This window comes from Dechloromonas sp. HYN0024 (assembly GCF_003441615.1).
In the GTDB taxonomy this organism is placed as follows: domain Bacteria; phylum Pseudomonadota; class Gammaproteobacteria; order Burkholderiales; family Rhodocyclaceae; genus Azonexus.
In genome coordinates this window covers 1,546,727-1,571,569 of the sequence record NZ_CP031842.1, presented here as the reverse complement: position 1 = coordinate 1,571,569, position 24,843 = coordinate 1,546,727, and the positions used below count along the sequence as shown (strand labels likewise).

Below are 24,843 nucleotides of genomic sequence, written 5' to 3'. Positions count from 1 at the left end.
TTCCGGTCAGTTCTTACATGTTCGGGTAGGTCGGACCTTCGCCACCCTGCGGCACTACCCAGTTGATGTTCTGCGTCGGATCCTTGATATCGCAGGTCTTGCAATGCACGCAATTCTGCGCATTGATCTGCAGGCGCGGGTTGGCGCCACTTTCGTCGCGCAGGATTTCATAGACGCCAGCCGGGCAAAAGCGCTGCTCCGGGGCATCGTATTCGGCCAGATTGACGCTGATCGGTACGCTGGCATCCTTGAGTTGCAGGTGGCAGGGCTGATCTTCCTCGTGATTGGTGCTGGAGAGAAAGACCGAGGACAGGCGGTCGAAGGTGATGACACCATCCGGTTTGGGATAGATGATCGGTTCACACTCGGCCGCCGGCTTGAGCTTGGCGTGGTCGGGCTTGGTGTTGTGCAGGGTCCACGGCGCCTTGCCGCGCAGCAGAACCTGGTCGATTCCAAACATGATGGAGCCGAGTTTGAGCCCCTTGTTCATCCACGGTTTAAAGTTACGTGACTTATGAAGTTCATCGTACAACCAACTGTTTTTAAACAACTCTGGATAGGCTGTCAGTTCGTCGCGCTGGCGCTCGCCAGCCAGAGCCTCGAAGCAGGCCTCAGCGGCCAGCGAACCGGTCTTGATAGCGCAGTGTGAACCTTTGATGCGGGCCGCATTGAGGAAACCGGCATCGTCGCCGATCAGCACGCCACCGGGGAAAGTCAATTTCGGCAGCGATTGAAGGCCACCGGCAGTCAGGGCGCGGGCACCATAGGCGATGCGCTTGCCGCCTTCGAGGAACTTGCGGATTTCCGGATGTGTCTTGAAGCGCTGGAATTCTTCGTAGGGCGACAAATGCGGATTGCTGTAGCCGAGGCCGACGACGAAACCGACGGCGATCTGGTTGTTTTCCAGGTGATAGAGGAAACCGCCGCCGTAGGTGTCCGGCTGCATCGGCCAGCCACCGCTGTGGATGACCAGACCGAGCTGGTGCTTGTCGGGATCGATTTCCCAGAGTTCCTTGAGGCCGATGCCGTAGGTTTGCGGATCGACGCCGTCGCGCAGATTGAATTTTCTTCGAGCTGCTTGCCGAGGTGGCCGCGACAGCCTTCGGCGAAGAAGGTGTATTTGCCGTGCAGTTCCATGCCCATCTGGAAATTGGGTCCTTCGGAACCATCGTGCAGACGGCCCATGTCGCCGGTGGCAACGCCTTTCACTGCGCCATTTTCGTCAAAAAGCACTTCCGAGCCGGCAAAACCGGGGTAGATCTCGACGCCCAGCGCCTCGGCCTGCTCACCAAGCCAGCGGCAGACATTGCCGAGCGAAACAACGTGATTGCCTTCGTTGTGGAAGCAGTCGGGCAAGAGGCTGTTCGGCACCTTGGTGGCGCCGGTTTCCGAGAAGATGAAGAAGCGGTCTTCGGAAACCGGTGCATTGAGCGGGGCGCCGTCGGCCTGCCAGTTGGGCAGCAATTCGTTGAGGGCGCGCGGGTCCATGACGGCTCCCGATAGTATGTGGGCACCGATTTCGGCGCCTTTTTCGATCAGGCAGACGCCCAGATCAGTTCCTTTTTCTGCCGCCAGCTGTTTCAGGCGGATCGCCGCTGCCTGACCGGCCGGGCCGCCACCGACGATGACGACGTCAAATTCCATGGATTCACGTTCCATGATGTCTCCTGGTTTTATTGTTAGCTTGATTTCAATACGGTACAGTATGGAAATACTTTGATCAACACCACTTTAGTAGTCAGGTTTATGGAACACAAGAAAAAGCTGATTCACGTCACCAAGATGCCCATTCGCTGGGGCGATATGGATGCCTACGGGCATGTCAATAATACGGTCTATTTTCGCTACATGGAGCAGGCGCGGGTCGAGTGGATCGAGGACATGCAGGTTCCGGTCCGTCCGGGTGGCGCCGGGCCGGTCATCATCAATGCCAGCTGCACCTTCCTGATCCCGATGAATTATCCGGGCATGGTCGAGGTGCGTACCTTTGTCGGCGCAGTCGGCCGCTCCAGCTGCGAGACCTACGTCGAGATGCGCATTGAGGGTGATGAGCGTATTTTTGCCGAAGGGGCAGCCAAGGTCGTGTGGATGGATACGCAAACCGGAAAATCAGTGCCGCTGCCTGATCATGTGCGGGCATCGCTCGAAGCAGAGTAAACTCCCAGCCCATCGCATCGTCAAATCCGAAGAGCATGGGCAAACGAAAAATCTGGGAAAAACTGCTGTCGAGCGAACGTCTGGGGGCCGGCAAGGCGCCCGGCACGGCCGAGCGTACGGCCTTCCAGCAGGATTACGACCGCATTGTCTTCACCTCCGCCTTCCGGCGCATGAAAGACAAGACGCAGGTTTTTCCACTGTCCAAGAGTGATTACGTCCGCACCCGACTGACGCACAGCCTTGAGGTCAGTTGCGTCGGCCGCTCGCTGGGGGCCGTCGTCGGGCGCGAGATCATCGCCCGACATGGCCTGCAGCACGTCGAATCGGGCGACTTTGGGGCCATTGTCGCGGCTGCCTGTCTGGCCCATGACATCGGCAATCCGCCCTTCGGCCATGCCGGCGAAGATGCGATCCGCGAGTGGTTTCGTCATTCCGGCCTGCTCGAACGCCATGACCTGACGCCGGCCCAGAAGGCCGACTTCGAACGTTACGAAGGCAATGCCCAGGGGTTTCGTATCGTCAGCCGGCTGCAAAGCCCGGCCAATCCTGGTGGCTTGCAACTGAGCAGCGCGGTGCTGGCGACCTTCACCAAGTACCCGCGTCCGTCGCACCTCGAGAGCGAACTGGATGGCAAGAGCGGCAAGAAATTCGGCTTCTTCCAGCAGGATGCAGAGGCTTTCCGCCAGGTGGCGAAATCGACCGGCCTGGTCGAGCGCCTGCCCGGCACCGCCTGGCGTCGTCATCCGCTGGCTTTTCTGGTCGAAGTGGCCGACGACACCTGCTACCTCATCGTCGACCTTGAAGATGCCGCCCGCCTCGGTTTCGTGCCCTACAAGGACGCCGAATGCCTGCTTGCCGATCTCGCCGGCAATACGGTCAATGGTGGCCGACTGGATCGTCTGCACGACCCCAAGGAGCGTCTCGAATACCTGCGCGCCAAGGCTATCGGCTGCCTGCTCGAAAGTGCCGCAGCAGTCTTTCTGGAAAACGAGGATGCCATCCTGAGCGGCCGGTTTGATGACGAACTGCTCGAAAGCTCGCCCATCGCCCATCCCCTGCAGGCTATTCTCAAGCTGGCCAAGGAAACCATCTACACCGCCCGTCCGGCACTGGAGATCGAAACCGCCGGCTTTGAGGTCCTTGGGGCCTTGCTCGGCCTGTTCACCAATGCCGTTGAGGCGAGGGCGGGGCACGCCCGCTTCACGACGCGCGAGCGCATGTTGCTCAATCTGCTGCCAACACAGTTCCTTGGCCATGATGGTGAGCCCGATGCTGATCCTTATATTCGCCTCCTTCAGGTCGCCGATTTCGTCGCCGGGATGACGGATTCCTACGCTGTCGACATGTACCGCAAGCTGAAGGGTTTTGATCTGCCGACCTGATTTTTTGCTTGCCAAAAATCAGTTACTGTACAAAAATACAGTCATTGGTTTTTAGCAGAGGCCGGCCATGAAACTCACGCCACGTCAGCAGGAAATTCTCGACTTCATCAAAAGCACGCTGGAAGTCCTCGGCGCGCCGCCGACGCGCATGGAAATCTCCAGCGCCTTCGGCTTTGCCTCACCCAATGCAGCCGAAGACCACCTCAAGGCGCTCGCCAAGAAGGGCGCCATCGTCCTCGAACCCGGTTCGGCGCGCGGCATACGGCTCGTCGAGCAACTCGGCCTGCCGCTGATCGGCAGCGTCGCCGCTGGCTCGCCCATCCTCGCCGTCGAAAACGTCCAGGGCCGTTATGCCTTCGATGCCAGCATGTTTTCACCGAAGGCCGATTTCCTGCTCAAGGTGCGCGGACTGTCGATGATCGATATCGGCATGTTCGATGGCGACCTGCTGGCTGTACACAAGACCAATCAGGCGCGCGATGGCCAGATTGTCGTTGCCCGCATCGATGAAGAAGTGACGGTCAAGCGTCTGGAGCGGGCCAATGGCCAGATCAGACTGATTGCCGAAAACCCCGATTTTCAGCCGATCATCGTCAACCCGGAAGAGGTCGAATTTGCCATCGAAGGCATCGCCGTCGGCCTGATCCGCGGAGCCGTTTCCAAGCTGTCATGACCACCCAGCCGATGCCGGTTGCCTTGGCAGATGTGCTGGCCCGGGGCGATGTCTGGCGCGGCGACGCGGTGGCATCCCTGCCGGAAAGCACGATCCCGAGCGGTTACCCTGAACTCGATGCCGAATTGCCGGGTGGTGGCTGGCCACGGGGCAGCCTGACCGAAATTCTTGTCGACCGGGGCGGCGTAGGCGAAATCAGCCTGCTCTTGCCAGCCCTTGCTCGATTGTCTGCCGAGGGAGGCTGGCTGGCGTTGGTGGCGCCGCCCTGGTTGCCGCATGCCCCGGCCTGGGCGGCAGCTGGCCTGGCCCTCGAGCGACTGGTCATCATCAAGGCCGGTCAGCGGGTTGGCTGGTGTATCGAACAATTGCTCGCCTGTGGCGGTTTTGCCGGCGTTCTGGCCTGGCCGGAAGCCAATATCGATGCCCGGACACTGCGTCGTCTGCAGGTTGCCGCCGAGGGGCTATCGGCTTTTGCCTGTTTGTGGCGGCCGACGGCCGCTGCCGGCGCGCCATCATCCGCCCCGTTGCGCCTTGCGCTGGCGGCTGGCGGCAGCAGCCTGTCGGTGCGCATCATCAAACGGCGCGGCCGGCCGGTTTCCCGGCCGCTCGCCTTGTCCATTCCTCGTCCCCTTCCTCTTGCCGGGAGAAATTCGCGTGCTGTGGCTGGCCCTGAACTTTCCCTTGTTGCCGCTCGAGGCCTTGCCGCTACATCAGTCGCCTAGCGCAGTCGTCGTTCGCGGGCGGGTGTGGGTTGCCGATGGCGATGCCGTGGCAGCCGGGGTTGGTCCGGGTCAAAAGCTGTCGACGGCGCTCGGCCTGCATCCCGGTCTGAACGTCTTTGACCGCTGTGAAGCTCACGAAAAAACAGCACTGGAGAATCTCGCCTGCTGGGCCGGGTGTTTCACCCCAACGATCAGTCTGGTCGCTCCGGATACATTGCTGCTCGAAATCGGTGGTTGTCTGCGTCTGTTTGGCGGAGTCGAAGCAATCGTCGCGGCGGCCCTGGCCGGCTGTGCCACGCAGTCCTACGCAAGTCGCTGGGCCGTTGCGCCGACACCGCTCGGGGCATGTTGGCTGGCATGGAATGGTGGCAACCAGAGTTATCCAGAACAGTCTGTCATGCACTCAGCCCTGGCGCATTTATCTTGTACTGTCCCTGGTTGGCCGGATGAAGTGACGAATCGGCTGACATCGTTCGGTCTCAAGTGCCTGGGTGATCTGCGCCGGTTACCCGGCGCCGGGTTACGACAGCGCATTGGCAGCGGGCCGGTCGACGATTTGTTGCGGGCCTGGGGCGAACAGCCTGACCCACAAACGCCTTTTGTTTTTCCCGACAGTTTTGCCATCGACATCGAGCTACCGGCTCGCATCAAGCATGCCGAAGCGCTGATCTTTGCCGGGCAGCGCCTATTCGCTTCCCTGGCCGGATGGCTGAACGGCCGGCAGTTGCTGGTTCGCCGTTGTTCGCTTCTGTTGATGCACGATGATGGCCCACCGACTGTGCTGCCCCTGAGTTTTGCCGAACCGGCCGCCGATGAAGGGCGTTTCGTTCGTCTCTTGCGTGAGCATCTTTCCCGTTTGCATCTGAAATCGCCAGTCGAAGTCCTGCGCCTGCAAGCCGATGAACTGGTCGAAAAACCTGGCGTCAGCAACCCTCTTTTCGACCAGGCTGTTGCTGGAGAAGGTGCGCTGGCCTGCCTGGAACGGCTGCATGCCCGGCTGGGGGAAGGGGCTGTACAGGCGATTGGTGTGCTGAACGATCATCGACCGGAATGCGCCACGGGACGGTCTGATCTTGATGCCGGCCCGGGCCATGCACGCCGGTCAGCCATCGCTGCACGCAAAAATTGTCCCCAGGAGGCGCCTGAAAAGTCACCGCAACCCGTTTTCAGCCAATCGCGCCCGCTGTGGCTGTTGCCGACACCACAGGCCCTGGCCGAACGGGCTGGCAGCCCGCACTGGCATGGCCCGCTAAAACTGGTGTCACGCGGTGAGCGCCTTGAAAGCGGCTGGTGGGACGAGGGCGAGGGCGGGGCGGCCGGTGATGTCCGACGCGACTATTTCATCGCCCGCAACCCGCTCGGTCAGTGGGCGTGGGTTTTCCGGGATGCTCAAGGCTGGTTCCTGCACGGCCTTTTTGCCTGATCGGGTGGTGAAACCATGTCTCTGCCAGATTATGCCGAGTTGCACTGCCTCTCCAATTTCACTTTTCTGCGAGGCGCCTCGCATCCGCATGAACTCGTCGAACAGGCCGCGATACAAGGGTATACGGCGCTGGCACTGACCGATGAGTGCTCGCTGGCTGGCATTGTCCGGGCGCATCAGGCGGCGAAACATGCCGGGTTAAAACTGATTGTCGGCAGTGAGATGCGCACCCACGACGGCCTCAAGCTGATTTTTCTGGCCAAAAACCGCGAAGGCTACGGCAACCTGTCGGCGCTCATCACGCTGGCCCGGCGACGGGCGGAGAAGGGGGCTTATACCCTGCACCGCCATGACCTGAATATCGTCTCGCCGAATGGTGCAGTCCCCGATTGTCTGGTGCTGTGGGCGCCCGATACAGGGGCCTTGGTGACTGACGGGCAGTGGCTGGCCGAGCGTTTTCCTGGCCGCCTGTGGCTTGCCGTCGAACTGCATGCCGGAGCCGACGACGCAAGCCGACTGGCCAACCTGCAGGCACTGGGTGCGGCCTGCGGCCTGCCACTGGTGGCGGCGGGCGATGTGCATATGCACATCAAGGCGCGTCGTCCGGTACAGGATGTGCTGACCGCACTGCGCCTGAAAACCACCGTCTTTGCGGCGGGTTATGCCCTTTTTCCCAATGCCGAGCGGCATCTGCGCACACGCCTGCGCCTGTCTCGCCTCTATCCGCCAGAACTACTGGCGGAAACCCGGAAAATTGCCGGCCTGTGTACGTTCTCGCTCGACGAACTCCGCTATGAGTACCCGGAAGAAATCGTGCCGTCCGGCCACACGCCGACCTCCTGGCTCCGTCACGAAACCGAAGATGGCCTGCGCCGCCGCTATCCACAGGGAATTCCCGACGATGTACGGCAACGTATCGAGCACGAGTTGCGACTGATCGCCGAGCTGAAATATGAGCCTTATTTCCTGACGGTGTACGACATCGTCTGTTTTTCCCGCAGCGTCGATATCCTGTGTCAGGGGCGTGGTTCGGCGGCCAATTCGATCGTCTGTTTCGCGCTCGGCATTACCGAAGTCAGTCCGGATCGTTCGGGCATGCTGTTTGAGCGTTTCATTTCGAAGGAGCGGGGGGAGCCGCCGGATATTGATGTCGACTTCGAGCACGAGCGCCGCCCCGAGGTCATCGCCTATATCTATGGCAAATACGGGCGGGAACGCACGGCGCTGGCGGCGGCCCTGATCACCTACCGGACCAAGGGCGCGCTGCGTGATGCGGGCCGGGTGCTCGGCTTCGAAACAGCGCGCATTGACGCCCTGACTGCCTCGCTGGCATGGTGGGACAAGCGCGAACAATTGCCGGCGCGCTTCGCTGAGCAGGGCCTGGACCCCAACTCGCCGAGAGTCGAGAAATGGCTGTGGATCGCCGGGCAATTGCGCGGCTTTCCCCGTCACCTGACCCAGCACGTCGGCGGCTTCGTCATGTCGCGCGGGCCGCTGGCCCGACTGGTGCCGGTCGAAAATACAGCCATGGCCGAACGCACGGTGATCCAGTGGGACAAGGATGATCTCGATGCCGTCGGCCTGATGAAGGTCGATGTGCTGGCTCTCGGTATGCTGTCAGCCATCCGCCGGATGCTTGCCCTGTTGAGTGCAAGTTCGGGCCGAACATGGCGGATGGCCGACATCCCGCGAGAAGATCCGGCCACCTACGACATGCTTTGCCACGCTGACAGCATGGGCGTTTTTCAAGTCGAGTCGCGCGCCCAGATGGCCATGCTGCCACGCCTGAAGCCGCGTCGTTACTACGATCTCGTTGTCGAGGTCGCACTCGTCCGGCCCGGGCCGATCCAGGGGGACATGGTGCATCCCTACCTCAAGCGGCGACAGGGCAGGGAGCCCATCGAGAAAATATCGCCGGCCGTCGACAAGGTACTTGAGCGCACCTGCGGCGTACCGATCTTTCAGGAGCAGGTCATGCAACTGGCCGTCGTTGCTGCCAATTTCACCCCCGGCGAGGCCGACCAGCTGCGGCGGGCAATGGCTGCCTGGAAGCGCAAGGGCGGCCTTGAGCCTTTCGAACAAAAATTGCTCGTCGGCATGGCGGCCAATGGCCTGCCGGATACTTTCGCCCGGCGCATCATTGCCCAAATACAGGGCTTCGGAGAATACGGATTTCCCGAATCGCACGCCGCCAGCTTCGCGCTGCTCGTCTATGTCTCGGCCTGGCTCAAACGGCATCATCCGGCCGTTTTTCTGTGTGGCCTGCTCAACAGCCAGCCGATGGGCTTTTACTCACCCTCGATGCTGATTCAGGACGCCCGACGCCATGGCGTGAACGTGCTGCCGCCCGACGTCACGGAAAGCGATTGGGACAGTCGGATCGATGCCAGCGGAGCCGTCCGCCTCGGCCTGCGCGACATCAGCGGCTTGTCAAAAGCTGCGGCCGGACGCATTACCGCACTTGACCGGCGAGAAACCCCGCTGGTAAACATTGCTGACCTGGCCGCTCGAGCCAGCCTGACGCGTCGCGACCTTGATCTGCTGGCCGCGGCCGATGCCCTGCAAAATCTGGCCGGTCATCGTCGTCAGGCTGCCTGGGCGGCGACTGTAGCGGTCGTTCAGGGGGATCTGTTCGACGGTTTGACGATACCAGAGCCTGAAACCACGTTGTTGCCGCCGAGCGAGGCCGAAAATCTCGTCGCCGATTACCGCAGCCTCGGTCTGAGTCTGCGCCGTCACCCATTGGCGCTGCTTCGTCCGCACCTGGCTGCGCGGCGGTTCGTCATGGCCGCCAGCCTGAAAGCTGCCGGCCATTGCGCCCTGATCCGCGCCGCCGGGATCGTGGTCGGCCGTCAGCGACCGGGAACCGCCACCGGCATCGTTTTCGTGACACTGGAAGACGAAAGCGGGCTGGTCAATGTTGTCGTTCATCCACAGCTTGTCGAAAGCCAGCGGCGTGACCTTCTTGGCGCACGGCTGCTCGGTGTTTATGGACAATTACAGATTGAAGGAGAAGTCGTGCATCTGGTCGCCAAACGTCTGGTTGACCTTTCAGCATGGCTTGGCCGACTCGAAACGGCGAGCCGGGATTTTCACTGATCGACATCCTCGACTTCATCACCGAAATGGACTTTTACGTAGGCCCGCATCAACCAGGGCAGCGGCGCATCAGATATGCGCTTGATAAAAGCCCAATGCGGCCCGAACCATTCAATCATGCCATCCTCGATACCGTGCCAGTCCTTGGCGACGATGGCGCCCCCCTGAGACCAGTTGCTCGACGGGTGATACGTATCCGGATGCCAGTAGCCGCTTTCCTGATGGGTCGTTTGTCCCGCTGCGGGCGCCTCCGGCAAGCGCTTGAGATTCTCCGATTTGGCCACCCAGAAATCGAGCAGTGCACCTTCAAGACCTATGACCCGCATTATCTTCCTTTCGTTGGTTGTCTTTGGGCGACTCATCGAGGAAGAGTGCCAATGCCTGGTTAACGGGCGAGTTGGGTAAATTATTCCATTCATCGCAAAAACACCACAACCCGAATCGCGCATAATTTGTACTATTTGGACCGGTAAACGTCACCTTTCCAGATAGACAAAATCAAGCAGCGGCGCGGCTCCGCAGGGTATCTAGTACCTGTTTTTCCTTGTCGCATCGTGCGCGCTCTCGATAAAGGCGCAATAACCAATCTACTGCATCAAGCCCTGACAATTCGCAGGCCAAAAGTACCTTTTCAGGTGACATTGGACCCCGTTCATTGCGCCAACCGCTCATAGTCGGTTGTTTGACCAACAAAAGCTTTGCAGCGCGATAGTCGGAAATGCCGCCCAGTGCGGCTTTGAACGCGTCCAGCAGTTCTATAGAAACTGACATTTTTCATTCCCCAATGAAGTGTGCAATCTGAGCATAGTCAACCAGCTGGCTATGTACAAGGTTCGGTGACGACCTATTGCAATGGCGAATGCCTATCTATAGATTCCGCCTTGCCGGGGCCAGCGACGACCTGAACCCCATTCCCCAATGATCCAGCGAGCAGCCCCGGCACCGTCTGTGAGATTGCTTTGCCGTGGCTGATGACGATGCAGGGCGTCAAAGGAAGCGCGGGACTGCGAAGGCAATCTCACAGACGGTCCTGGGGCGGGTAACACAAATTTGGGGATAACCATGAAACCTAACCAGGCGGCCATTCACGCCGCGAAGAAAGTCCAAGCCTGGGGCATCTATGCCGCCATGCGCTACGCCATGAAACACGGTGCCACCTTCGCCCAGTTCCACATTGCCGAACGCTTCGAGGACCGCCGCGCCATCCGCCGCCGCCTGTCTCAGCACTTCAACGGGTGGCTGGCATGATGACCCGCGAAGAAGCCCGCCAGTTTCGGATAGAAACGGCCTGTGAAATCGACGATGCCGAAGGATTTATCCGCAAGTGTGACGAGGAGGGAATCTCTATTCCCTCCGTGGTCCTCAGGAATTTACTTTTGCTGATTGCTGCGTGGAAAGAAGACCTCGAGCTGTGGACTGATATTGCCGAGGGAAGACGATGAAACCCATCGCCGAATTCCTCCCCACGCCTGACCAGGTACTAGCGGCCGGTGATGTTTGGGACCGGACCACCAAGGAAGCCCGATACATCCTGCTGACCCTGGGCGGCCAGCTGGGGGCCATTGGACCATCGATTCCCTGGGCGGATATTCCCGCCACGTTCCGGCTTGAGCTGGTCCATAGGGTGTACCTGTTCAGAGACCTGCTCAATAGGGTGCTGCCTTGAATCCGGCGCTATGCAACCTGGCGTTTCTCATCGCTGCCTATCGTGAGTCCGCCCGTGTGTTCATCGATGATTTCTACCAGGGTGAATATTCCGGGTTTGAATGCTATTGCGCAGGGGGGCAACTGTGATGACCCCGGAAGCCGTCGACACGATCTACTGCCACGCCCTCGCTATTGGTTCGCTCCTTGGCTTTCTCCTGGGCTGCATGTGCTCGGCCGCTGTTGGGTGCAAAAAATGACCCTCTCAGCAGCGCCGCATACAACTCTCGGTACTTACACGAAATCGATACACGCGGTCCGCAAGGCAGCGCGGAATAACGATCCTGAGTGGGCCGATAGAAAATCGAAACAGCAGGCCGGCCGCTATGCGCTGATGCGCACCGCCCAGGGCCTGCTGTGGAAGAAGGGCAACGAGTGGAAAGAGCAGAACCGGACCTGCTGGTGCTGCCGTTCCATGAAACGCGATACCGGCACCGTGTCCGTGTACCGCAACGACGACGGCAGCGGGGCCAGCCTGACCGGCCTGAATCGCTGCGGAAACATCTGGACCTGTCCGGTGTGCGCCGCCAAGGTGGCCGAAACCCGCCGCGCTGAACTATCCGCCGCCTTGGTTTCGCACCTGGGCAACCAGGGCGCAGCCTACCTCCTGACGCTGACCTTTCCGCATGAAGCCGATCACCCGATGGCCGAACTGCTCGAAAAGTTCACCAACGCTCGGCAGCGCCTGCAAAATTCACGCACCTGGAAGAACATCATGCGCGACGCCGGCCGCCTGGGCAGTGTCGCCTCCCTCGAAGTGACGATATCGCAGGAAAACGGCTGGCATCCCCACCTGCACCTGCTGATCTTCGCCAACGCCAACGGATTCGCCGAGGGCGACCCGATGAACGAGCAAGGCGATTTGATATCGACGGCCATCATCGAGCTTAAGCATGCCTGGGTGAATATCCTTCTGAAAACCGGCCTGGGCGACCAGCGCAAACTGGCCGACATGCTGCAACACGCGCTCAACGTCAGGGGCGGCAACCAGGCGGCGGAATACATCGCCAAGTATGGCCGCGACGAACGGTGGGGCCAGTCGTCCGAAATGACCAGGCACTACGCCAAACAGGGCAGTGCAGGGGAGCGCGACGGCCTGCTGCACTTCACGCCGTTTCAGCTGCTGACCTGGGCCGGCAACGGTGATGAATGGGCAACCCGGAAATTCATTGAATACTCGGAAGCTATCGAAGGAAAACGCGCTGTCACCTGGTCCCCAGGCTTGAAAAAAGCACTCCTGGGCAATGACGACCAGCGAACCGACGAAGAAATCGCCGCTGATGATTCCGTGATGCCTGAGCAGCTGCATGTGGGCGATCTTGAACAGGATCAATACCAGGTGCTGTTCCGCCACAACCGCCTGCCCGACTTTATCCGCTATGTAGCGAACTCAGCCACCTGCCAGGAAGACCTGGACGACTACATCAACGCGATCAAATCAACCCCCGCGACGCATTCCGGCGCTGTCGTGATTAAGGGCGCTTTCGCCGGCCACTACATGGTGCAGTGATGATCGACTTCATGATTCTGGCCTTGCCACGCACCGGGACCACCTGGGCCGCGAACTGGCTGACCACCGACACGACGCTTTGCCTGCATGACCCGCTCAACAACTGGCACTACGACGAACTCGACGCCCTGGAATCATCAAAGGCGCTCGGCATTTCCTGCACCGGCCTGTTTCGCTTTCCTGACTGGGTGAATGACCATCCGGCCCGAAAAGTGATCCTCCATCGCCCGATTGAAGAAATCAACGCCGACCTGCGCCGCCTGGGCCTGCCCGATGTGACCAAGGAATGTGCCTTGCAGCTGGGCCGCATCAAGGGAACCCATGTTTTCTGGCGCGACCTGTTCGACAACCCCCAGCCGATTTATGAGTTTCTGCTGAATCGCCCCTTTGACCAGGAGCGCCATGCGGAACTAAAACAGATCGAAATGCAGCCGGCGTTTGCCGGCCTTTCGTACAACCCCGAGGCCGTCAAACGCCTCATTTCTGAATTTCAACAGGAGAAGCAACCATGAATATTTTCCAAGCCTGGGATCAAGTGATCAGCACCGCTGGCGACACCGAAGGTAAAGCCGGCGTCGTCCAGTCTTTCAACAAGGAAACCGGCGATACCACCGTCAAGTTTGACGAACTGGCCGATCCGGTTATCGTCCAGTCCGACGACCTGAAGCGCCTGGGCTAATGGTCGACGGCCTCGATATCGGAAAACGTGTCGTCGTCAAAACCGACGATACGTTTTACGAATTTATCAATGGTTGGGAATGCACCATTGACCGTTTCGAGAGTGGGTTTGCCGTGATTAGCCGGCCATCCGATGAATTCCAAGATACCACCCTCGTTTTCTATGTGCCCCCTGAGTCCCTGGAACTGGTGACTGCATGAGCAACGAAGAACTTTCCGCCGCCCTTGATGACCTCCGCGCTGAATTGATGGGCGTCAATGGCAATCCGCTGATTCCAAATGCCGTCAAATTGGCGGTGGGGACCACATTCCTTATTCTGTCTGATCTGGTTGAAAGGGCGAAAAATGGCCGCACCGCGTGAAACCATGGGTTCTGTGCCGTGCCTCTGCTGTAATCGCCCAGTTCCTGCCAAAAGATCAGCTGGCGGTGCTGTCTCCGTATCTTGCCCCTGGTGTGATTTAAGCGCCTACGCCAAGGAAGGAACCGAAAGTTACCGCTCCATCCTGGCGAAGCTACCAAGGCCAGCAGCGCCGAATCTTCAGAATAAACCCCAGCCGGAAGGTGCTCAGGGGCCGGTGAATGAACCGGCCCCTGCTGCTAAGCCGGCTCCGAAAAAGAACCTTTTTGGACTCTGATCATGGAACCCACCACCGTTACCGAAAACCCCAAGTTCATGGAAGTCGACACAATTGCCGCTCGAGCAGCTGAAATCGACCAACTTGCCGGCGTGACTGATCCTGCTGCGCCAGCTGCCGAAGCACCGGCCGATATTCAGCCGCCACCGGACTACTACCGAGAAGCCTCCCAGGCTGTCGAAATGATTGCTGCCATCATCGTCGGCTACTGCCCCGACTGTGCGCCGATCTGGGATAGCGAAACCAAAAACCGTGTCTCTGCCGCCTTGGCCCCGGTACTGGAAAAATACGGCGTCAATTTCGGGAACATGCCGCCGGAACTCATGCTGGTGATTGTCGCTGGTCCGCTGTTGTTCCAGACGGCCAAAACGGTGGCTGCTTTCAACATTGCCCAGAAGGCCATCAAGGATGCCCAGGAGCAATCAAAGACCAAAGACGATGGAAAGCCGATGGTGATCCGCCCGACTGGGGACAAGGACAAGCCGGAAACACCAAACCAGATGGTGCACTCACAGATGGCCCTCTACAATTGAATCAGTCGGCCAAAAACAAGGCCCTCATTGTGGCGGTGATGGGGGCATCGGGGTCTGGGAAGTCGGCCTATGTGAAACAGGAAATCCGCCGATCGATGCCGCGCCGACTGATGATCTTTGACCCGCTCAAGGAATACGGCGAATTCGGTGAAGTGGTCACTTCACTGGCTGCAACCTACGCAAAAGCCAAGGCCAGCACCTTCGCCCTGGTGTTTCAGCCGATCCTGGCGGACCAGATCATCAAAGCGCAGTTCGACGGATTTTGTGATATCGCCTACGAGGCCGGAAACTGCACTGTGATCTGCGAGGAACTCTCCCTGGTTACAACCCCCAGCAAAGCACCACCTGCCTGGTCAAAAATCACCCTGACCGGACGACACAAGAAAATGCGGGTTTTCGGGCTGTCTCAACGTCCCGCCAGTATCGATAAGAATTTCTTTTCCAACGCGACGAAGGTCCGTTGCGGCCGTCTGAACTACGCCTCCGACATTAAGGTGCTCTCCAATGTCCTAGGCGTTGAGCCAGCCAAGGTGCAAAGCCTTCTACCCCTGGACTTCATTGAACGCGATATGGCCACCGGCAAGATTTCGGCAGGAAAACTGATTTTTCGTTAAAAATAATTTGTACCAGGAACAAAGAAAACGGGGGCCTCAATGGCCCCCTTTCTATTGGGGTGGTTTCGTGACAGTCCGCGCCGATGGCCGCGAAATGGGGGCCGTAACTTCTTCCCCTATTTCTCGGAGTCAAAAATGGAATCTCACCTCAAAGCCTACGGCGTGTTTGTCGCCTTCATGCTCGTGACGGCTATCGTCGTCCGCCCGATTGCTCAGCAAATGGGCATTCCGCTTCTCAAAGACCTGTAAGAGAGGCCCGCGCCATGCTGTTCGTTAAAAATCTGCCGTTTACCAACGTCGTCAACAACGGCGTGGCATCCGTTTCGCTGCCGGTTGGTATGTCGTACAACCGCATCATCCTGGCTCTCGGTGGCACCTTCACCAAGGCCATGATCACCAACGTCAAGGTTCGCTGTAATGGCAAAGTCGTTTTCGAAAACACCGGCTCCCGCCTGGACCTGATCAATCAATACCGTGGCCTGACCGCTGCCGCCACGTATCTGTCTATCGACTTCACCGAACCCCGCGCCAAGGACATGGCCGAGGAATATCTGGGCAACATCAACACCGCCCAGGGCGTCAGCTCGCTGACCATCGAAGTCACCATTGCCGGTGCTACGGCCCCGACCCTGGACAGCTACGCCGAACTTGGCCCCCCGGCTCAGCTGGGCATCATCGCCAAGCAAATCCCCTTCACCTCCTCGTTTGGCGGTGCCGGCAAGTTCCCGTTCAAGCTGATCGACGTAGCCAACAAGGGCGCGATCATCAAGCGGGTGCACTTCGCCCACGGCGGCAACATGACGCTGCTGGAAGTGAAGAAAAACGGCATCGTGATCTTCGACAACATCCCGACGGCGGTGAACACGTTCTACCAGGGTGAGTATCAAAAGACCGCCCAGGCCAACCTCTACACCTTTGACCCGTGTTTGGATAACAACTATTCGAACTCGATTAAGACGGCGGACATGGTGAGCATGGAATTCAATCCGACCTTCTCGGCGGCGGATACCGTGACGGCAATTATTGAAGTCCTCGACATTCTGGGCAACATGTAATGGCCTCTCTCACCGGCTTCTACACTAATCCGTATGGGCCGACCAATGGCGGCGATCTGGGCTTGGGTAACACCCTGACCGTCGCCGACATTGGGCCGCAGGACAACGGCACCTACGGTATCCCCTTGGCGGCTCAGCCGGCCAATGATCCGCAAAACACGGCGGGTTACTCCTCGTCTATCTCTCCCCAGGTGGCCGGCCTGTTGTCCCAGGGCATTGGTGCCATGACCCGTTTGGGCATGGGTGCCATGCAGCTGGATTACGCCAGGGCAGAAGCCACGAATGGCGGCCTGTATTACCAGGGCCGCTATGCCGGTATTCCGCGCAATGGATATGGCCAGGTGAATCAGCCGATGAATCTGTCGGTCATCCTACTGATTGGCGCACTTGCCTATTTGCTTCTGAAGGATTAACCCATGCCGGCAATCTGGGCCGCTGCAATCGGTGCTGTCGGCTCGGTTGCTAGCGCAAACATGAAATCAGGCGGTGGCGGCGGGGCCAGCGGGGGCCAGCCGACCAGCTGGGCCGACGCCAAGTCGACGCAGGCCATGTTCGACAACTCGGGCTGGAATGTGTCGTTCGGCAACAATTCCCCGATCACCTCGACGGCACAAAAGACCGCTAGCCAGGACAACACCCCGCTGCAAACCAACGCCGGATATGGACCAGCTGCAGCCAGCCTAGGCAATGGCAATTGGACGACGTATTTGATTGTCGCCCTGGTGGTCCTGGTCATCATCAAGCATAAGAAAAAGAAGGGGTAATCATGGGCTTCCTATCCAGTATTTTGGGCGGTGGGGGTGGCATGAATCCCCTGGGCGGCCTGCTTGGCGGCGGTGGCGGTAGCAGCGGCGGCGGTGTGTCGTCCGGTGGTATCGGATCCAAAACCGGCAACGTCGACAATGCCGGAAACACGACGACCACCGACACGACCAACGTCGATAAACGCCAGGTCATCAACTCGGGTGGGGTGGGCGTAGCTACGGATTCGAGTCCGATCACGATCAGCAACAATTCCAGCGATCCCCAGAACTATGCCGCGCTGTTGGCGGTAACGGATCACCTGGCAATGGGTGCCCTCGCCATGACAGCCGCCAACATGGATTACGTCACGCAGGCCAGCCAGGCCCCGCTGGCCTCGACGTCGACCACGAAGAAAGCCGCTTCATCGCTGATTGACTACTACAACGCCCACAAAATCCCGGTATTGGCCGGGGTGGCCTTGGTGGCATACCTCGTTTTACGGAAAGGCTGATCATGGTTGGTTTGCAGATTTACGATTTCACGCTGGCGCCTAACCAGACCCGCGAACTGGCCGCAGAAGGACAATATTTTCGGTATTACGCGGGAAGCGCCGGCGGTGCCGATGAAACCATCCTGATCAAGTCCGACACGGGCGGTGTGCAAACCTTGCTCCGCCCTGGTCAATCCATCAAGACGCCGACGAATTGCCGTTCCTGGTATCTGAGCAACTACAAGAACGCCGGCACGATCATGGGTTTTGTGGTGGTGGGTAATGGCGAAATTCAAGATAGCCAGGTAGCCGGAACGGTATCCATCATTAACGGCGAATTGGTGCGGGTGAAAAGTAATGCCTGTTTTATCGGTGCCGCATCGAACGCGGGTGCCGCTGGCAATTATTCAATGACGCAGCTGTGGAACCCGGCCGGAAGCGGTAAAAACCTGATTCTCAACAAGGTATCCCTTTACACCGTCACGGCCGCGCCAACAGGGGTTGGCCTTGCTCGACACAATGCCGCCCTAGCTACCTTGCAAGGCAACGGCACCACCAAATTTATCGGAGCCGGCACGGCTTCAGTGGGCGAACTCAGAAACACCAATGCGGCCGCCATCATTGGCACAACCATTGGCGCGTTTTCGATTTCCCTGGCGAATGAGTCAAAAGACTTTCCGTTCTCGGAGCCTGTAGCCATCCAGCCAGGCAACGGCATCATCATGTGGTCAGCGTCGCTTAACAACAATTTGCAAACCACGTTCCAGTGGAATGAGGAGGCCGTCTAATGGCACTCAAAATCGACAATCCCTATTTCAAAACGCCCGTTGAAATTGACGCTGCACGGCTGGCCCCAATCATTGCCACGGCGCTGCAAACTAACGCGCAGGCTGTTGGCGCTGTCGCTGGCCTGGTTGAAATACGCGCCCTACTGAGTGCCGCCGATGCCGCCGCGCTAACCCGCACTGTTTTTAACCAGGTGTGCCATATCAATGGCTGGAACATCATAAATCCGACCGATGCCGCCGCGTAATGAACCCCGAGTCGCTCCTGATTGCCTCCGCTGCTGCCCTCGCCCTGTATCTGCTGACCGATCAGCAAGGGCAGGGCGGGGTGGCTGAGGTGATCGATAGCGCCGTTTCCACCCTGGATTCTGCCTTTATGAGCATTGACCAAAGCACCCTGGAAAACCCGAACGTTCAAGCCTTTCTGGCCTTGATCAAATACGGGGAATCTGGCGGGGATTATCAAGTTATGTGGGGCGGCTCTCATTTCGCCGACTTTTCCGGGCACCCGCACGTATTTTTCACCACGCCAGACGGCCGCCGCACCTCTGCGGCCGGGGCGTATCAGATCACCTGGACGACCTGGACGGCATTGGCGAGGCAATACACCCTGGCTGATTTTTCGCCGGCATCGCAGGACTTCGCCGCTGTTGCCTTGATCAAAGTGCGCGGTGCGCTGGCTGATGTGATGGCCGGCCGCTTTGACCGGGCGATTGCCAAGTGCCGTCCGGAATGGACCAGCCTGCCGGGGGCCATGGAGCAGGGCTATTCCCTGGATAAAGCACACCAAATTATTGTGGCCGCTGGCGGCCAATTCGAAGGGAGCACCATCGCATGAAATCCGAAGATATCGTCACGCTCATTGCCGGGGGCATCCTCGCCTATGTGGCGTGGAAAACTTTCACCCGCACCCCAGCCGCTCCCCAGGTGGTCAACAAGCCGATCAATGCTGTCGGCGGCATGTACGCCAAGAACGTCACGAACTCCGCGCTGCCGAGTGAGCCGGGTTATGCCTGGCAGTATTTCGACAACGGCACGGCCATTGATCCCCAGGGCAACTACTACCTGAACGGCAACCTCGTCTGGAGCGCCCCATGATCAAGAATATCGCCCTGGTGATTGTCGGCCTCTGGCTGTTCAAGAAATTGGGCCATGCCCATGCCTCCGCCACCATTTCCGCCGAAATCGCGCCGGTTGATCCGTATGGTTCGATCACGAACCAGTGGGAGCAGATGCAGGGCTACGGCCTCGGTGATTACGGCCCCTATGGACCGAACGCCCATGCCCCTGGATTTCACCAGGTCATTGGGCAAGAACCCATGACGGCGAATCCATGCGTGTGCCGATAAACCCGGCTTACTTGCTCCTGGGCGTGGCCCTGGTTGGCGTGGTGATCTACCTTCGCCGCCCAGCTGGTAGCAATCTGGCTGCCGATATGGGGGCCGCCGCCGGTGGGGCGGTAGTTGATGCCGCCACCGGCGTCGTCCTGGGCATTGGTGATGGAATTGGCATACCGCGTACCAATGTCAGCCAAGGACAGGCCGAACTAGCCGCCGGGGATTACTGGAACGCCTCTTTTCATCTGCCGGCCGGGGAGTTTGTCTCCGGTGCCTGGAATCGTTTGACCAACTAAGGGAGTAATTATTATGGACCGTATCAAAGAGCCTTCTACCTGGGCCGGTATCGCTACCATTGCCGGCACCGTGTCTCACTTTCTGCCGGGAACGCTGGGCCTTGTGGCGGGCGGTATTGCCGCCATGTGTGGTTCCCTGGCTGTCTTTTTGAGGGAAGGCCATGCCTGATTGGATTCTGCATATCGGGGGTTACTTGGCCCTGGGGGGTATGGCCTATGGTGCGATCCGCGCTGACCTTAAGAATCTTCATGAAATGACCGTCCGGGCGCATGAGCGGATCGACGCGCATATTGATACGCACCACTGACCATGAGCGATTACATTCCAACCGCCCCGGCCATCGTCCGCGAGGCAATTTGTGTAGCAGCTGGGGCGCTCCTGGTTGTCGCCCTGGTGCGATTGATGCCGCCCAACATCCAGAAGTTTTTCCTACTGCAAAAGGTGAATCAGCAATGAGCAAGCGATTACCGCCGCGAGGCAAAAATGGGCGTTTCAAGCGCCGGAAGTAACAAAGGCCCCGAGGGGCCTTTTTTCATTTCCGCGTATTGCGCTCAATCTGTACCTGGCACAAAGCTTGATGTGCCTGAAGTCGAATCATCGCCGCTTTTGCCTCTGCACGGTTTGCGAGAAAAAATCCGAGTCCAATTGTTCCCAGGGCGACAAAGAAAATAAATGAATTTCTTTGAGCATCCTGAGCACCCAACGGAACAGATATCAAAGCAAGTAAGGCAATAGCACCAATAATAATTGCGGTCATCCAGGCTCGTGAAACAAGTGCCTTTGCCTTTTGTTCCAATGCCATCGCATAGGCAACAATCCACCCCTCGTCGTATTGCATATTTTCCCCAGTCGAAAACAAAGCCGTATCCTCTGTGCATTGTTGTTCCTGGTCAAGATCAAACCGCGATCAAGGCATCATTGGCTGCTTCAAAATAGCCAACCTTCAACAAGTGGGCTTTCTCTTTTTCCAACGCCACCACGCGCCGAGCAAGGGCGCGAGAATGTTCCAGCTGGTAGGGCCAGCCAGCAATTTCCCGCGCCGTGTAGTGGATCCGTGTGCCGATCTGGCAGAGCGTGTCACCGTCAAAGCGGAAGTCTCGCCAGTCCTCGGACATGCCCGGCAGCCGACCCTCTGCCATGAGTACCAGGAGCAACCAGGACGGCCGGGGAATCACGGCTTTGCCGGCCAACCATCGCGCAATGGTGCTGCGATGAACGCCCAGCGTCGCCAGGGCCTTTTTGACGCCGATCTGCTCGAGCATGTGGGCAATGTTCTCAGGACTCGCTGGCGGCTCGGGAAACCCGGTTAGGCGAGAGCCTTTCCGCTTCTTCTGATGGCGTCGTTCCTGTTCGTACTCAGAAAACCAGGCGGAAAAAGCCCGCTCATACGAACTTTTTACAAATTTATTTTCAGCCATTTTCCGTGCTCTCCCAATGCATTTTGAGTAAAGGGACAACGTTGTAAAACTGGGGTGTTTTCGCTGGGGAACGAAAAGAACACGGAAAGCCAAATTTCTATGACAACGAACAGCGCATAATTTGTATTATGTAAAGTATTTGTGACGGCGCATCACGACTACCGTACCGCCCGCCGGTCGAGTATTCATTTCATCGCCGACGAACTGGCCAGGCGCGGCAGCGTACAGTTTTTTTCGCTCCGCTATAGTGCCCTGTCGCGGCACAAGGGTGATATTCGCCTGGGCATTGATACGCAGGCCAACCGCATTGAACAGCACAAGGGCGTCGAGTGCTATCTCTGGAAGACGCCGATTCACCCGTTCAATATGCGCTCGCCCCTGCTCAGACCACTCGAAAATGCGACTTTCTGGCTCTACCAGCATCTGCCAAGCCGGGTGCTGAGCGACTGGGCCAGACAGGCCGACGTCATCATCTATGAAAGCGGCATCGCCCCCATCTATTTTGAACTGGCGAAGCGTCTGAACCCGGCGGCCCGCCATATCTATCGTGGCTCCGACGATCTGGCGACAATCAATGCGGCCCGCTATGCCCGGCTAAACCTTGATCGCCTAGCCGGCGAATTTGACGCCCTTTGCCTTCTCTCGGCACGCATGGCCGACAATATTCCGAACAAGGGCAATGTCCATTGCGTCCCCAACGGACTGGATGGCGACCTCGCTGAACTGGGAGACCCCTCCCCTTACAGCACAGGGCGGCACGCTGTCTCGATCGGATCAATGCTCTTTGATCCGGCTTTCATTGTGATCGCCAGCCAGGCCTTTCCCGAGGCCAACTTTCATGTGATCGGCTCCGGGCTGGGGCGCTTGCCCGGCTATGGGGACAATGTCGTGGTTTATGGCGACATGGCGTACGCTGAAACAATCCGCTACATCAAGCATGCCAATGTCGGCCTTGCACCTTATATTTCGGACAATGTCCCGGTCTATCTGGCCGACAGCTCGCTGAAAATGCTGCAATATGATTTCTTCGCCCTGCCAACGGTCTGCCCGCACTCGGTAACCGGCGATTACCCGGGACGTTTTGGCTATATTCCGGGCCATGCTGAATCCATCATCAAGGCCATGGGCGCGGCATTGCGGGCGCCGCACGAACGATCACGTCCCATCCTGAACTGGGTCGAGGTAACCGACCGACTGCTCAACCCCGAGCACTTTCCGGAAACAAAAATTCAACGTCCTGCTGAAACGATTTGACATGAAAATCGTGGCTTTTTGAGCCGAAGTTCGACTACCCCACCCCACCACTTTCAAGATCACCCCCTGTCGGTCAGGCATGCCGCCTCAGTGGCGATGGGGTCCTGACAACAAGAGGGTATCTGTATGCCCGCATTGCATTGCATTGCATGGCGTGGCGAAGCGGACATACCTCCGGATTAATTTGGGCTGTTAGCGAACAACCTGCTCAAGCCCATGCTGCCCAACCGGTGCCTCGGCTAGCCAAGGAATCAATACACTCCGATTTCCCGACGCGTCGGCGACATGCCTGATGAACGGGATTTCATAAGCCCCACGCTGGCAAAGCAACGGGTCATGGGTGCCGCTCGCCAGCAATGATTGATTGATGACCCAGGCGAATGGCGTGATGCCGGCCCGCGCCAAATCACCCTGAAGGCGCTCTGCTTCGTGAACCGGCGTGGCCTCCGGCAGCGTGACAATCAGCACATGGGTGAAATCCTTGTCCCGCAAGCGGGGCAGCAACTGACGAACCGTTTCGGGCATGTCGCCCTGCGTGCGCATGACTTCACGGTGATAGGCCTCGGCGGCATCCAGAAGCAAAATGGTGTGGCCCGTTGGTGCCGTATCAAGCACAACGAACCCATCCTTGCCTTCATCGACGGTTCGGGCGAAGGCTCGGAATACGGCAATCTCTTCCGTGCAGGGTGAGCGCAGGTCTTCTTCCAGCATCGCCCGACCGCCTGAATCGAGGCTCTTGCCCGCTTTTTCAAGCACGTCCTGAGTGTATTGAGCGACTTCCTTTTCAGGGTCAATCCGGGTAACCGTCAGGCCGGGTACGACACCATCAATGGCAGCAGCGACATGGGCCGCCGGGTCGGTGGTCGACAGCACAACCTTGCCGCCGCGCTGGGCCAACGCCAGTGCAATCGCTGCGGCAACCGTCGTCTTGCCGACACCGCCCTTGCCCATGGTCATTACGACGCCATGACCGGTTTTCGCAATATCGTCGATCAGGCTGGCCAGGCCCGGAGGCAGCTCAGTCGTTTCAATTTGCCGGTTCGTGAAGCCAGCCGATACGCCCTCCGGATGCGCCATGAGACGTAAGGCATCGAGTCCAACCGTCCCTCTGGGTAAGAACGGAATGGTAGTGCCCGGCAGGTCGGCAAGCGCTTTGGGCATGGCCGCCAATGCCTTGCCTGCCCTCAGGGCCATGGCATTGGCAATCGCATCGGCCGAATCTGTCGCGGCAAAAAGCCCGTTGATGGCCAAGTGAAGATTGACGACGCCCAGTTCGGACAATTCTCCGCGCGTCCGTTCAGCTTCTCGCAGCGAAGCGGTCTCCGGTCGGCTGACCAGGATGACCGTTGTTTCGCCGGGATTGGCTAGGCGGGCAACGGTCGCGGCGTAGAGCGCCTTCTGTTTCTCGAGACCAGCCAGCGGGCCAAGGCAGGACGCGCCACCGGTAGATGACCCGATGAATTCGTTCCAGGCCGTCGGCAAGGTGAGCAAGCGGAGCGTATGACCGGTCGGCGCCGTATCAAAAATCACATGATCGAACTCTGCCGTCGCCGTTGGGTCGCCAAGTAGTTTGGAGAACTCGTCAAAGGCGGCAATTTCAACGGTGCAAGCCCCCGAGAATTGCTCTTCCATGCTCTGGATCGCTGCGGCCGGAAGGATGCCGCGATAGGGTGAAACCATCCGCTCCCGATAAGCGTGCGCGGCTGCTTCCGGGTCGATATTCAAGGCAAACAGGCCAGCCGCATTGGGGATGGCCGTAGGGGTCTGCCCCAGACCAACACCCAGTACCTCGTCGAGGTTGGAGGCTGGGTCGGTACTGACAATGAGTACTTTCTTTCCTGCTTCAGCCAGGGTAAGGCCCGTGGCGCAGGAGAGCGAGGTCTTACCTACACCGCCTTTACCAGTGAAGAACAGGTACCGTGTTTGGGTGTCGGGTAAGGCCATGATCAGAGTCTCCGAATTAACAACAGCCCGATTTGGGCGAACAACAGGTGCTACCCGCCTTGATGTGGGGTTTTTCCGCGGTCGTCAGGGCAATACCCAGTTTCTGGGATAGTTGCTGGCGTGAGGGGTACATGCCGGTTGTGATGATATGGCCGTCAACCGCCAGAACGGGCAGCCGGTCCATGCCAGCTTCCATTTCCTTCACAACCGCCGGATTGGCGGCAAAGGCTTGCGGCTCTTGACCGAGGTTGTAACGCTGGACAGCAATGCCATGCTCCTCGACCCATTTGAGGTCAGCAGCGAACTGGGCGAGCACCGGGTCAACCTCGACACCGCAAACACCCGTGGAACAACACATGGCAGGGTCAAACACTTCAAGTTTTTTCAT

At 58.8% G+C, this 24,843-nt stretch carries 36 protein-coding genes and 1 pseudogene; 30 read left to right on the top strand and 7 right to left on the bottom strand.

Annotated elements, in window-relative coordinates; translation table 11 throughout:
- Nucleotides 1–13: 13 nt before the first annotated feature.
- A pseudogene (locus HYN24_RS07510) lies at nucleotides 14–1,659 on the bottom strand (electron transfer flavoprotein-ubiquinone oxidoreductase).
- 87 nt (nucleotides 1,660–1,746) lie between these two features.
- Here HYN24_RS07510 and HYN24_RS07505 point away from each other — a divergent pair.
- The 6 genes from HYN24_RS07505 to HYN24_RS07480 all read left to right on the top strand — a co-directional run bounded on the left by HYN24_RS07505 (nucleotide 1,747) and on the right by HYN24_RS07480 (nucleotide 9,456).
- On the top strand, nucleotides 1,747–2,157 hold the full coding sequence (locus HYN24_RS07505; RefSeq protein ID WP_117608668.1) for a thioesterase family protein: 411 nt from the start codon (nucleotides 1,747–1,749) through the stop codon (nucleotides 2,155–2,157).
- 35 nt (nucleotides 2,158–2,192) lie between these two features.
- Nucleotides 2,193–3,539 (top strand): deoxyguanosinetriphosphate triphosphohydrolase, encoded by a 1,347-nt coding sequence (locus tag HYN24_RS07500; RefSeq protein ID WP_117608667.1) that lies wholly within the window; start codon nucleotides 2,193–2,195, stop codon nucleotides 3,537–3,539.
- Nucleotides 3,540–3,606: 67 nt separating this feature from the next.
- Nucleotides 3,607–4,212 (top strand): transcriptional repressor LexA, encoded by a 606-nt coding sequence (gene lexA / locus HYN24_RS07495; protein ID WP_117608666.1) that lies wholly within the window; start codon nucleotides 3,607–3,609, stop codon nucleotides 4,210–4,212.
- Nucleotides 4,209–4,934 (top strand): translesion DNA synthesis-associated protein ImuA, encoded by a 726-nt coding sequence (imuA, locus tag HYN24_RS07490; RefSeq protein WP_205421462.1) that lies wholly within the window; start codon nucleotides 4,209–4,211, stop codon nucleotides 4,932–4,934. Before lexA ends, imuA begins: the two co-directional genes overlap by 4 nt.
- Nucleotides 4,867–6,357: a DNA polymerase Y family protein gene (locus HYN24_RS07485; RefSeq protein WP_162888654.1), complete on the top strand. Its 1,491-nt coding sequence runs from the start codon at nucleotides 4,867–4,869 to the stop codon at nucleotides 6,355–6,357. Before imuA ends, HYN24_RS07485 begins: the two co-directional genes overlap by 68 nt.
- Nucleotides 6,358–6,372: 15 nt before the next feature.
- On the top strand, nucleotides 6,373–9,456 hold the full coding sequence (locus HYN24_RS07480; protein WP_117608664.1) for an error-prone DNA polymerase: 3,084 nt from the start codon (nucleotides 6,373–6,375) through the stop codon (nucleotides 9,454–9,456).
- Here the strand turns inward: HYN24_RS07480 and HYN24_RS07475 are convergent.
- Both HYN24_RS07475 and HYN24_RS15855 read right to left on the bottom strand, forming a co-directional pair.
- Nucleotides 9,450–9,782: a phage protein NinX family protein gene (locus HYN24_RS07475; RefSeq protein ID WP_162888653.1), complete on the bottom strand. Its 333-nt coding sequence runs from the start codon at nucleotides 9,780–9,782 to the stop codon at nucleotides 9,450–9,452. The genes HYN24_RS07480 and HYN24_RS07475 overlap by 7 nt on opposite strands.
- A 172-nt stretch (nucleotides 9,783–9,954) precedes the next feature.
- Nucleotides 9,955–10,227, bottom strand: coding sequence for a hypothetical protein (locus HYN24_RS15855; protein ID WP_162888652.1), 273 nt, complete (start codon nucleotides 10,225–10,227; stop codon nucleotides 9,955–9,957).
- A 291-nt stretch (nucleotides 10,228–10,518) separates the two neighbouring features.
- Between HYN24_RS15855 and HYN24_RS07470 the strand changes: the two genes are divergently transcribed.
- The 23 genes from HYN24_RS07470 (at nucleotide 10,519) to HYN24_RS15830 (ending at nucleotide 20,295) form a co-directional block, all read left to right on the top strand.
- A complete protein-coding gene (locus tag HYN24_RS07470; RefSeq protein WP_117608662.1) occupies nucleotides 10,519–10,704 on the top strand; it encodes a hypothetical protein in 186 nt (61 codons plus the stop codon).
- Nucleotides 10,701–10,898 (top strand): hypothetical protein, encoded by a 198-nt coding sequence (locus tag HYN24_RS07465; RefSeq protein ID WP_162888651.1) that lies wholly within the window; start codon nucleotides 10,701–10,703, stop codon nucleotides 10,896–10,898. Before HYN24_RS07470 ends, HYN24_RS07465 begins: the two co-directional genes overlap by 4 nt.
- Nucleotides 10,895–11,122: a hypothetical protein gene (locus tag HYN24_RS07460; RefSeq protein WP_117608660.1), complete on the top strand. Its 228-nt coding sequence runs from the start codon at nucleotides 10,895–10,897 to the stop codon at nucleotides 11,120–11,122. Before HYN24_RS07465 ends, HYN24_RS07460 begins: the two co-directional genes overlap by 4 nt.
- A gap of 81 nt (nucleotides 11,123–11,203) precedes the next feature.
- Nucleotides 11,204–12,670 (top strand): protein rep, encoded by a 1,467-nt coding sequence (locus tag HYN24_RS07455; RefSeq protein ID WP_162888650.1) that lies wholly within the window; start codon nucleotides 11,204–11,206, stop codon nucleotides 12,668–12,670.
- The gene (locus tag HYN24_RS07450; protein WP_117608658.1) at nucleotides 12,670–13,182 is read left to right on the top strand and encodes a hypothetical protein; all 513 of its coding nucleotides are present in this window, start codon (nucleotides 12,670–12,672) and stop codon (nucleotides 13,180–13,182) included. Before HYN24_RS07455 ends, HYN24_RS07450 begins: the two co-directional genes overlap by 1 nt.
- On the top strand, nucleotides 13,179–13,349 hold the full coding sequence (locus HYN24_RS15850; protein ID WP_162888649.1) for a hypothetical protein: 171 nt from the start codon (nucleotides 13,179–13,181) through the stop codon (nucleotides 13,347–13,349). Before HYN24_RS07450 ends, HYN24_RS15850 begins: the two co-directional genes overlap by 4 nt.
- Complete coding sequence (locus HYN24_RS07445; RefSeq protein ID WP_117608657.1) at nucleotides 13,349–13,549, top strand: hypothetical protein; 201 nt, start codon at nucleotides 13,349–13,351, stop codon at nucleotides 13,547–13,549. Before HYN24_RS15850 ends, HYN24_RS07445 begins: the two co-directional genes overlap by 1 nt.
- A complete protein-coding gene (locus HYN24_RS15845) occupies nucleotides 13,546–13,710 on the top strand; it encodes a hypothetical protein (protein ID WP_162888648.1) in 165 nt (54 codons plus the stop codon). Before HYN24_RS07445 ends, HYN24_RS15845 begins: the two co-directional genes overlap by 4 nt.
- Nucleotides 13,711–13,986: 276 nt before the next feature.
- Nucleotides 13,987–14,517 carry a hypothetical protein gene (locus HYN24_RS07440; protein ID WP_117608656.1) on the top strand — a complete coding sequence of 177 codons (531 nt, stop codon included), beginning with the start codon at nucleotides 13,987–13,989 and terminating at the stop codon, nucleotides 14,515–14,517.
- Nucleotides 14,518–14,612: 95 nt separating this feature from the next.
- Nucleotides 14,613–15,131, top strand: coding sequence for a hypothetical protein (locus tag HYN24_RS07435; RefSeq protein ID WP_162888647.1), 519 nt, complete (start codon nucleotides 14,613–14,615; stop codon nucleotides 15,129–15,131).
- Between the two features lie 263 nt (nucleotides 15,132–15,394).
- Complete coding sequence (locus tag HYN24_RS07430) at nucleotides 15,395–16,186, top strand: major capsid protein P2 (RefSeq protein WP_117608654.1); 792 nt, start codon at nucleotides 15,395–15,397, stop codon at nucleotides 16,184–16,186.
- Nucleotides 16,186–16,599, top strand: coding sequence for a hypothetical protein (locus tag HYN24_RS07425; RefSeq protein WP_117608653.1), 414 nt, complete (start codon nucleotides 16,186–16,188; stop codon nucleotides 16,597–16,599). The genes HYN24_RS07430 and HYN24_RS07425 overlap by 1 nt, the downstream gene beginning before the upstream one ends.
- Nucleotides 16,600–16,602: 3 nt before the next feature.
- Nucleotides 16,603–16,950, top strand: a complete 348-nt coding sequence (locus HYN24_RS07420; protein WP_117608652.1) for a hypothetical protein — start codon at nucleotides 16,603–16,605, stop codon at nucleotides 16,948–16,950.
- Between the two features lie 2 nt (nucleotides 16,951–16,952).
- Nucleotides 16,953–17,441, top strand: a complete 489-nt coding sequence (locus HYN24_RS07415; RefSeq protein ID WP_117608651.1) for a hypothetical protein — start codon at nucleotides 16,953–16,955, stop codon at nucleotides 17,439–17,441.
- Nucleotides 17,442–17,443: 2 nt separating this feature from the next.
- On the top strand, nucleotides 17,444–18,208 hold the full coding sequence (locus HYN24_RS07410) for a hypothetical protein (RefSeq protein ID WP_117608650.1): 765 nt from the start codon (nucleotides 17,444–17,446) through the stop codon (nucleotides 18,206–18,208).
- Entirely contained in the window at nucleotides 18,208–18,453 is a 246-nt protein-coding gene (locus HYN24_RS07405) for a hypothetical protein (protein WP_117608649.1), read from the top strand. Before HYN24_RS07410 ends, HYN24_RS07405 begins: the two co-directional genes overlap by 1 nt.
- 80 nt (nucleotides 18,454–18,533) lie before the next feature.
- Nucleotides 18,534–19,043 (top strand): glycoside hydrolase family 104 protein, encoded by a 510-nt coding sequence (locus HYN24_RS07400; RefSeq protein WP_162888646.1) that lies wholly within the window; start codon nucleotides 18,534–18,536, stop codon nucleotides 19,041–19,043.
- Nucleotides 19,040–19,303: a hypothetical protein gene (locus tag HYN24_RS07395; RefSeq protein WP_117608647.1), complete on the top strand. Its 264-nt coding sequence runs from the start codon at nucleotides 19,040–19,042 to the stop codon at nucleotides 19,301–19,303. Before HYN24_RS07400 ends, HYN24_RS07395 begins: the two co-directional genes overlap by 4 nt.
- Nucleotides 19,300–19,554, top strand: coding sequence for a hypothetical protein (locus HYN24_RS07390; protein ID WP_117608646.1), 255 nt, complete (start codon nucleotides 19,300–19,302; stop codon nucleotides 19,552–19,554). Before HYN24_RS07395 ends, HYN24_RS07390 begins: the two co-directional genes overlap by 4 nt.
- The gene (locus HYN24_RS07385) at nucleotides 19,539–19,838 is read left to right on the top strand and encodes a hypothetical protein (protein WP_117608645.1); all 300 of its coding nucleotides are present in this window, start codon (nucleotides 19,539–19,541) and stop codon (nucleotides 19,836–19,838) included. The genes HYN24_RS07390 and HYN24_RS07385 overlap by 16 nt, the downstream gene beginning before the upstream one ends.
- 13 nt (nucleotides 19,839–19,851) lie before the next feature.
- Nucleotides 19,852–20,007 (top strand): hypothetical protein, encoded by a 156-nt coding sequence (locus HYN24_RS15840; protein WP_162888645.1) that lies wholly within the window; start codon nucleotides 19,852–19,854, stop codon nucleotides 20,005–20,007.
- Nucleotides 20,000–20,146: a hypothetical protein gene (locus HYN24_RS15835; protein WP_162888644.1), complete on the top strand. Its 147-nt coding sequence runs from the start codon at nucleotides 20,000–20,002 to the stop codon at nucleotides 20,144–20,146. The genes HYN24_RS15840 and HYN24_RS15835 overlap by 8 nt, the downstream gene beginning before the upstream one ends.
- Nucleotides 20,147–20,148: 2 nt before the next feature.
- Nucleotides 20,149–20,295, top strand: a complete 147-nt coding sequence (locus HYN24_RS15830; protein WP_162888643.1) for a hypothetical protein — start codon at nucleotides 20,149–20,151, stop codon at nucleotides 20,293–20,295.
- A gap of 76 nt (nucleotides 20,296–20,371) precedes the next feature.
- Here HYN24_RS15830 and HYN24_RS07380 read toward each other — a convergent pair whose 3' ends face one another.
- Both HYN24_RS07380 and HYN24_RS07375 read right to left on the bottom strand, forming a co-directional pair.
- Nucleotides 20,372–20,677: a hypothetical protein gene (locus HYN24_RS07380; RefSeq protein ID WP_117608644.1), complete on the bottom strand. Its 306-nt coding sequence runs from the start codon at nucleotides 20,675–20,677 to the stop codon at nucleotides 20,372–20,374.
- A 58-nt stretch (nucleotides 20,678–20,735) separates the two neighbouring features.
- Entirely contained in the window at nucleotides 20,736–21,257 is a 522-nt protein-coding gene (locus HYN24_RS07375) for a hypothetical protein (protein ID WP_162888642.1), read from the bottom strand.
- A gap of 141 nt (nucleotides 21,258–21,398) precedes the next feature.
- Between HYN24_RS07375 and HYN24_RS07370 the strand changes: the two genes are divergently transcribed.
- Nucleotides 21,399–22,511, top strand: a complete 1,113-nt coding sequence (locus HYN24_RS07370; protein WP_117608642.1) for a glycosyltransferase family 1 protein — start codon at nucleotides 21,399–21,401, stop codon at nucleotides 22,509–22,511.
- Nucleotides 22,512–22,703: 192 nt separating this feature from the next.
- Here HYN24_RS07370 and arsA read toward each other — a convergent pair whose 3' ends face one another.
- Nucleotides 22,704–24,455 (bottom strand): arsenical pump-driving ATPase, encoded by a 1,752-nt coding sequence (gene arsA, locus HYN24_RS07365; RefSeq protein WP_117608641.1) that lies wholly within the window; start codon nucleotides 24,453–24,455, stop codon nucleotides 22,704–22,706.
- A 16-nt stretch (nucleotides 24,456–24,471) separates the two neighbouring features.
- The gene (arsD, locus tag HYN24_RS07360) at nucleotides 24,472–24,843 is read right to left on the bottom strand and encodes an arsenite efflux transporter metallochaperone ArsD (RefSeq protein WP_117610245.1); all 372 of its coding nucleotides are present in this window, start codon (nucleotides 24,841–24,843) and stop codon (nucleotides 24,472–24,474) included.

Coding starts and splice junctions, on each gene's coding strand:
- HYN24_RS07505 (WP_117608668.1), top strand. CDS start 1,747: ATGGAACACAAGAAAAAGCTGATTCACGTCACCAAGATGCCCATTCGC.
- HYN24_RS07500 (WP_117608667.1), top strand. CDS start 2,193: ATGGGCAAACGAAAAATCTGGGAAAAACTGCTGTCGAGCGAACGTCTG.
- lexA (WP_117608666.1), top strand. CDS start 3,607: ATGAAACTCACGCCACGTCAGCAGGAAATTCTCGACTTCATCAAAAGC.
- imuA (WP_205421462.1), top strand. CDS start 4,209: ATGACCACCCAGCCGATGCCGGTTGCCTTGGCAGATGTGCTGGCCCGG.
- HYN24_RS07480 (WP_117608664.1), top strand. CDS start 6,373: ATGTCTCTGCCAGATTATGCCGAGTTGCACTGCCTCTCCAATTTCACT.
- HYN24_RS07475 (WP_162888653.1), bottom strand. CDS start 9,782: ATGCGGGTCATAGGTCTTGAAGGTGCACTGCTCGATTTCTGGGTGGCC.
- HYN24_RS15855 (WP_162888652.1), bottom strand. CDS start 10,227: ATGTCAGTTTCTATAGAACTGCTGGACGCGTTCAAAGCCGCACTGGGC.
- HYN24_RS07470 (WP_117608662.1), top strand. CDS start 10,519: ATGAAACCTAACCAGGCGGCCATTCACGCCGCGAAGAAAGTCCAAGCC.
- HYN24_RS07465 (WP_162888651.1), top strand. CDS start 10,701: ATGATGACCCGCGAAGAAGCCCGCCAGTTTCGGATAGAAACGGCCTGT.
- HYN24_RS07460 (WP_117608660.1), top strand. CDS start 10,895: ATGAAACCCATCGCCGAATTCCTCCCCACGCCTGACCAGGTACTAGCG.
- HYN24_RS07450 (WP_117608658.1), top strand. CDS start 12,670: ATGATCGACTTCATGATTCTGGCCTTGCCACGCACCGGGACCACCTGG.
- HYN24_RS15850 (WP_162888649.1), top strand. CDS start 13,179: ATGAATATTTTCCAAGCCTGGGATCAAGTGATCAGCACCGCTGGCGAC.
- HYN24_RS07445 (WP_117608657.1), top strand. CDS start 13,349: ATGGTCGACGGCCTCGATATCGGAAAACGTGTCGTCGTCAAAACCGAC.
- HYN24_RS15845 (WP_162888648.1), top strand. CDS start 13,546: ATGAGCAACGAAGAACTTTCCGCCGCCCTTGATGACCTCCGCGCTGAA.
- HYN24_RS07440 (WP_117608656.1), top strand. CDS start 13,987: ATGGAACCCACCACCGTTACCGAAAACCCCAAGTTCATGGAAGTCGAC.
- HYN24_RS07435 (WP_162888647.1), top strand. CDS start 14,613: ATGCCGCGCCGACTGATGATCTTTGACCCGCTCAAGGAATACGGCGAA.
- HYN24_RS07430 (WP_117608654.1), top strand. CDS start 15,395: ATGCTGTTCGTTAAAAATCTGCCGTTTACCAACGTCGTCAACAACGGC.
- HYN24_RS07425 (WP_117608653.1), top strand. CDS start 16,186: ATGGCCTCTCTCACCGGCTTCTACACTAATCCGTATGGGCCGACCAAT.
- HYN24_RS07420 (WP_117608652.1), top strand. CDS start 16,603: ATGCCGGCAATCTGGGCCGCTGCAATCGGTGCTGTCGGCTCGGTTGCT.
- HYN24_RS07415 (WP_117608651.1), top strand. CDS start 16,953: ATGGGCTTCCTATCCAGTATTTTGGGCGGTGGGGGTGGCATGAATCCC.
- HYN24_RS07410 (WP_117608650.1), top strand. CDS start 17,444: ATGGTTGGTTTGCAGATTTACGATTTCACGCTGGCGCCTAACCAGACC.
- HYN24_RS07405 (WP_117608649.1), top strand. CDS start 18,208: ATGGCACTCAAAATCGACAATCCCTATTTCAAAACGCCCGTTGAAATT.
- HYN24_RS07395 (WP_117608647.1), top strand. CDS start 19,040: ATGAAATCCGAAGATATCGTCACGCTCATTGCCGGGGGCATCCTCGCC.
- HYN24_RS07390 (WP_117608646.1), top strand. CDS start 19,300: ATGATCAAGAATATCGCCCTGGTGATTGTCGGCCTCTGGCTGTTCAAG.
- HYN24_RS07385 (WP_117608645.1), top strand. CDS start 19,539: ATGCGTGTGCCGATAAACCCGGCTTACTTGCTCCTGGGCGTGGCCCTG.
- HYN24_RS15840 (WP_162888645.1), top strand. CDS start 19,852: ATGGACCGTATCAAAGAGCCTTCTACCTGGGCCGGTATCGCTACCATT.
- HYN24_RS15835 (WP_162888644.1), top strand. CDS start 20,000: ATGCCTGATTGGATTCTGCATATCGGGGGTTACTTGGCCCTGGGGGGT.
- HYN24_RS15830 (WP_162888643.1), top strand. CDS start 20,149: ATGAGCGATTACATTCCAACCGCCCCGGCCATCGTCCGCGAGGCAATT.
- HYN24_RS07380 (WP_117608644.1), bottom strand. CDS start 20,677: ATGCAATACGACGAGGGGTGGATTGTTGCCTATGCGATGGCATTGGAA.
- HYN24_RS07375 (WP_162888642.1), bottom strand. CDS start 21,257: ATGGCTGAAAATAAATTTGTAAAAAGTTCGTATGAGCGGGCTTTTTCC.
- arsA (WP_117608641.1), bottom strand. CDS start 24,455: ATGGCCTTACCCGACACCCAAACACGGTACCTGTTCTTCACTGGTAAA.
- arsD (WP_117610245.1), bottom strand. CDS start 24,843: ATGAAAAAACTTGAAGTGTTTGACCCTGCCATGTGTTGTTCCACGGGT.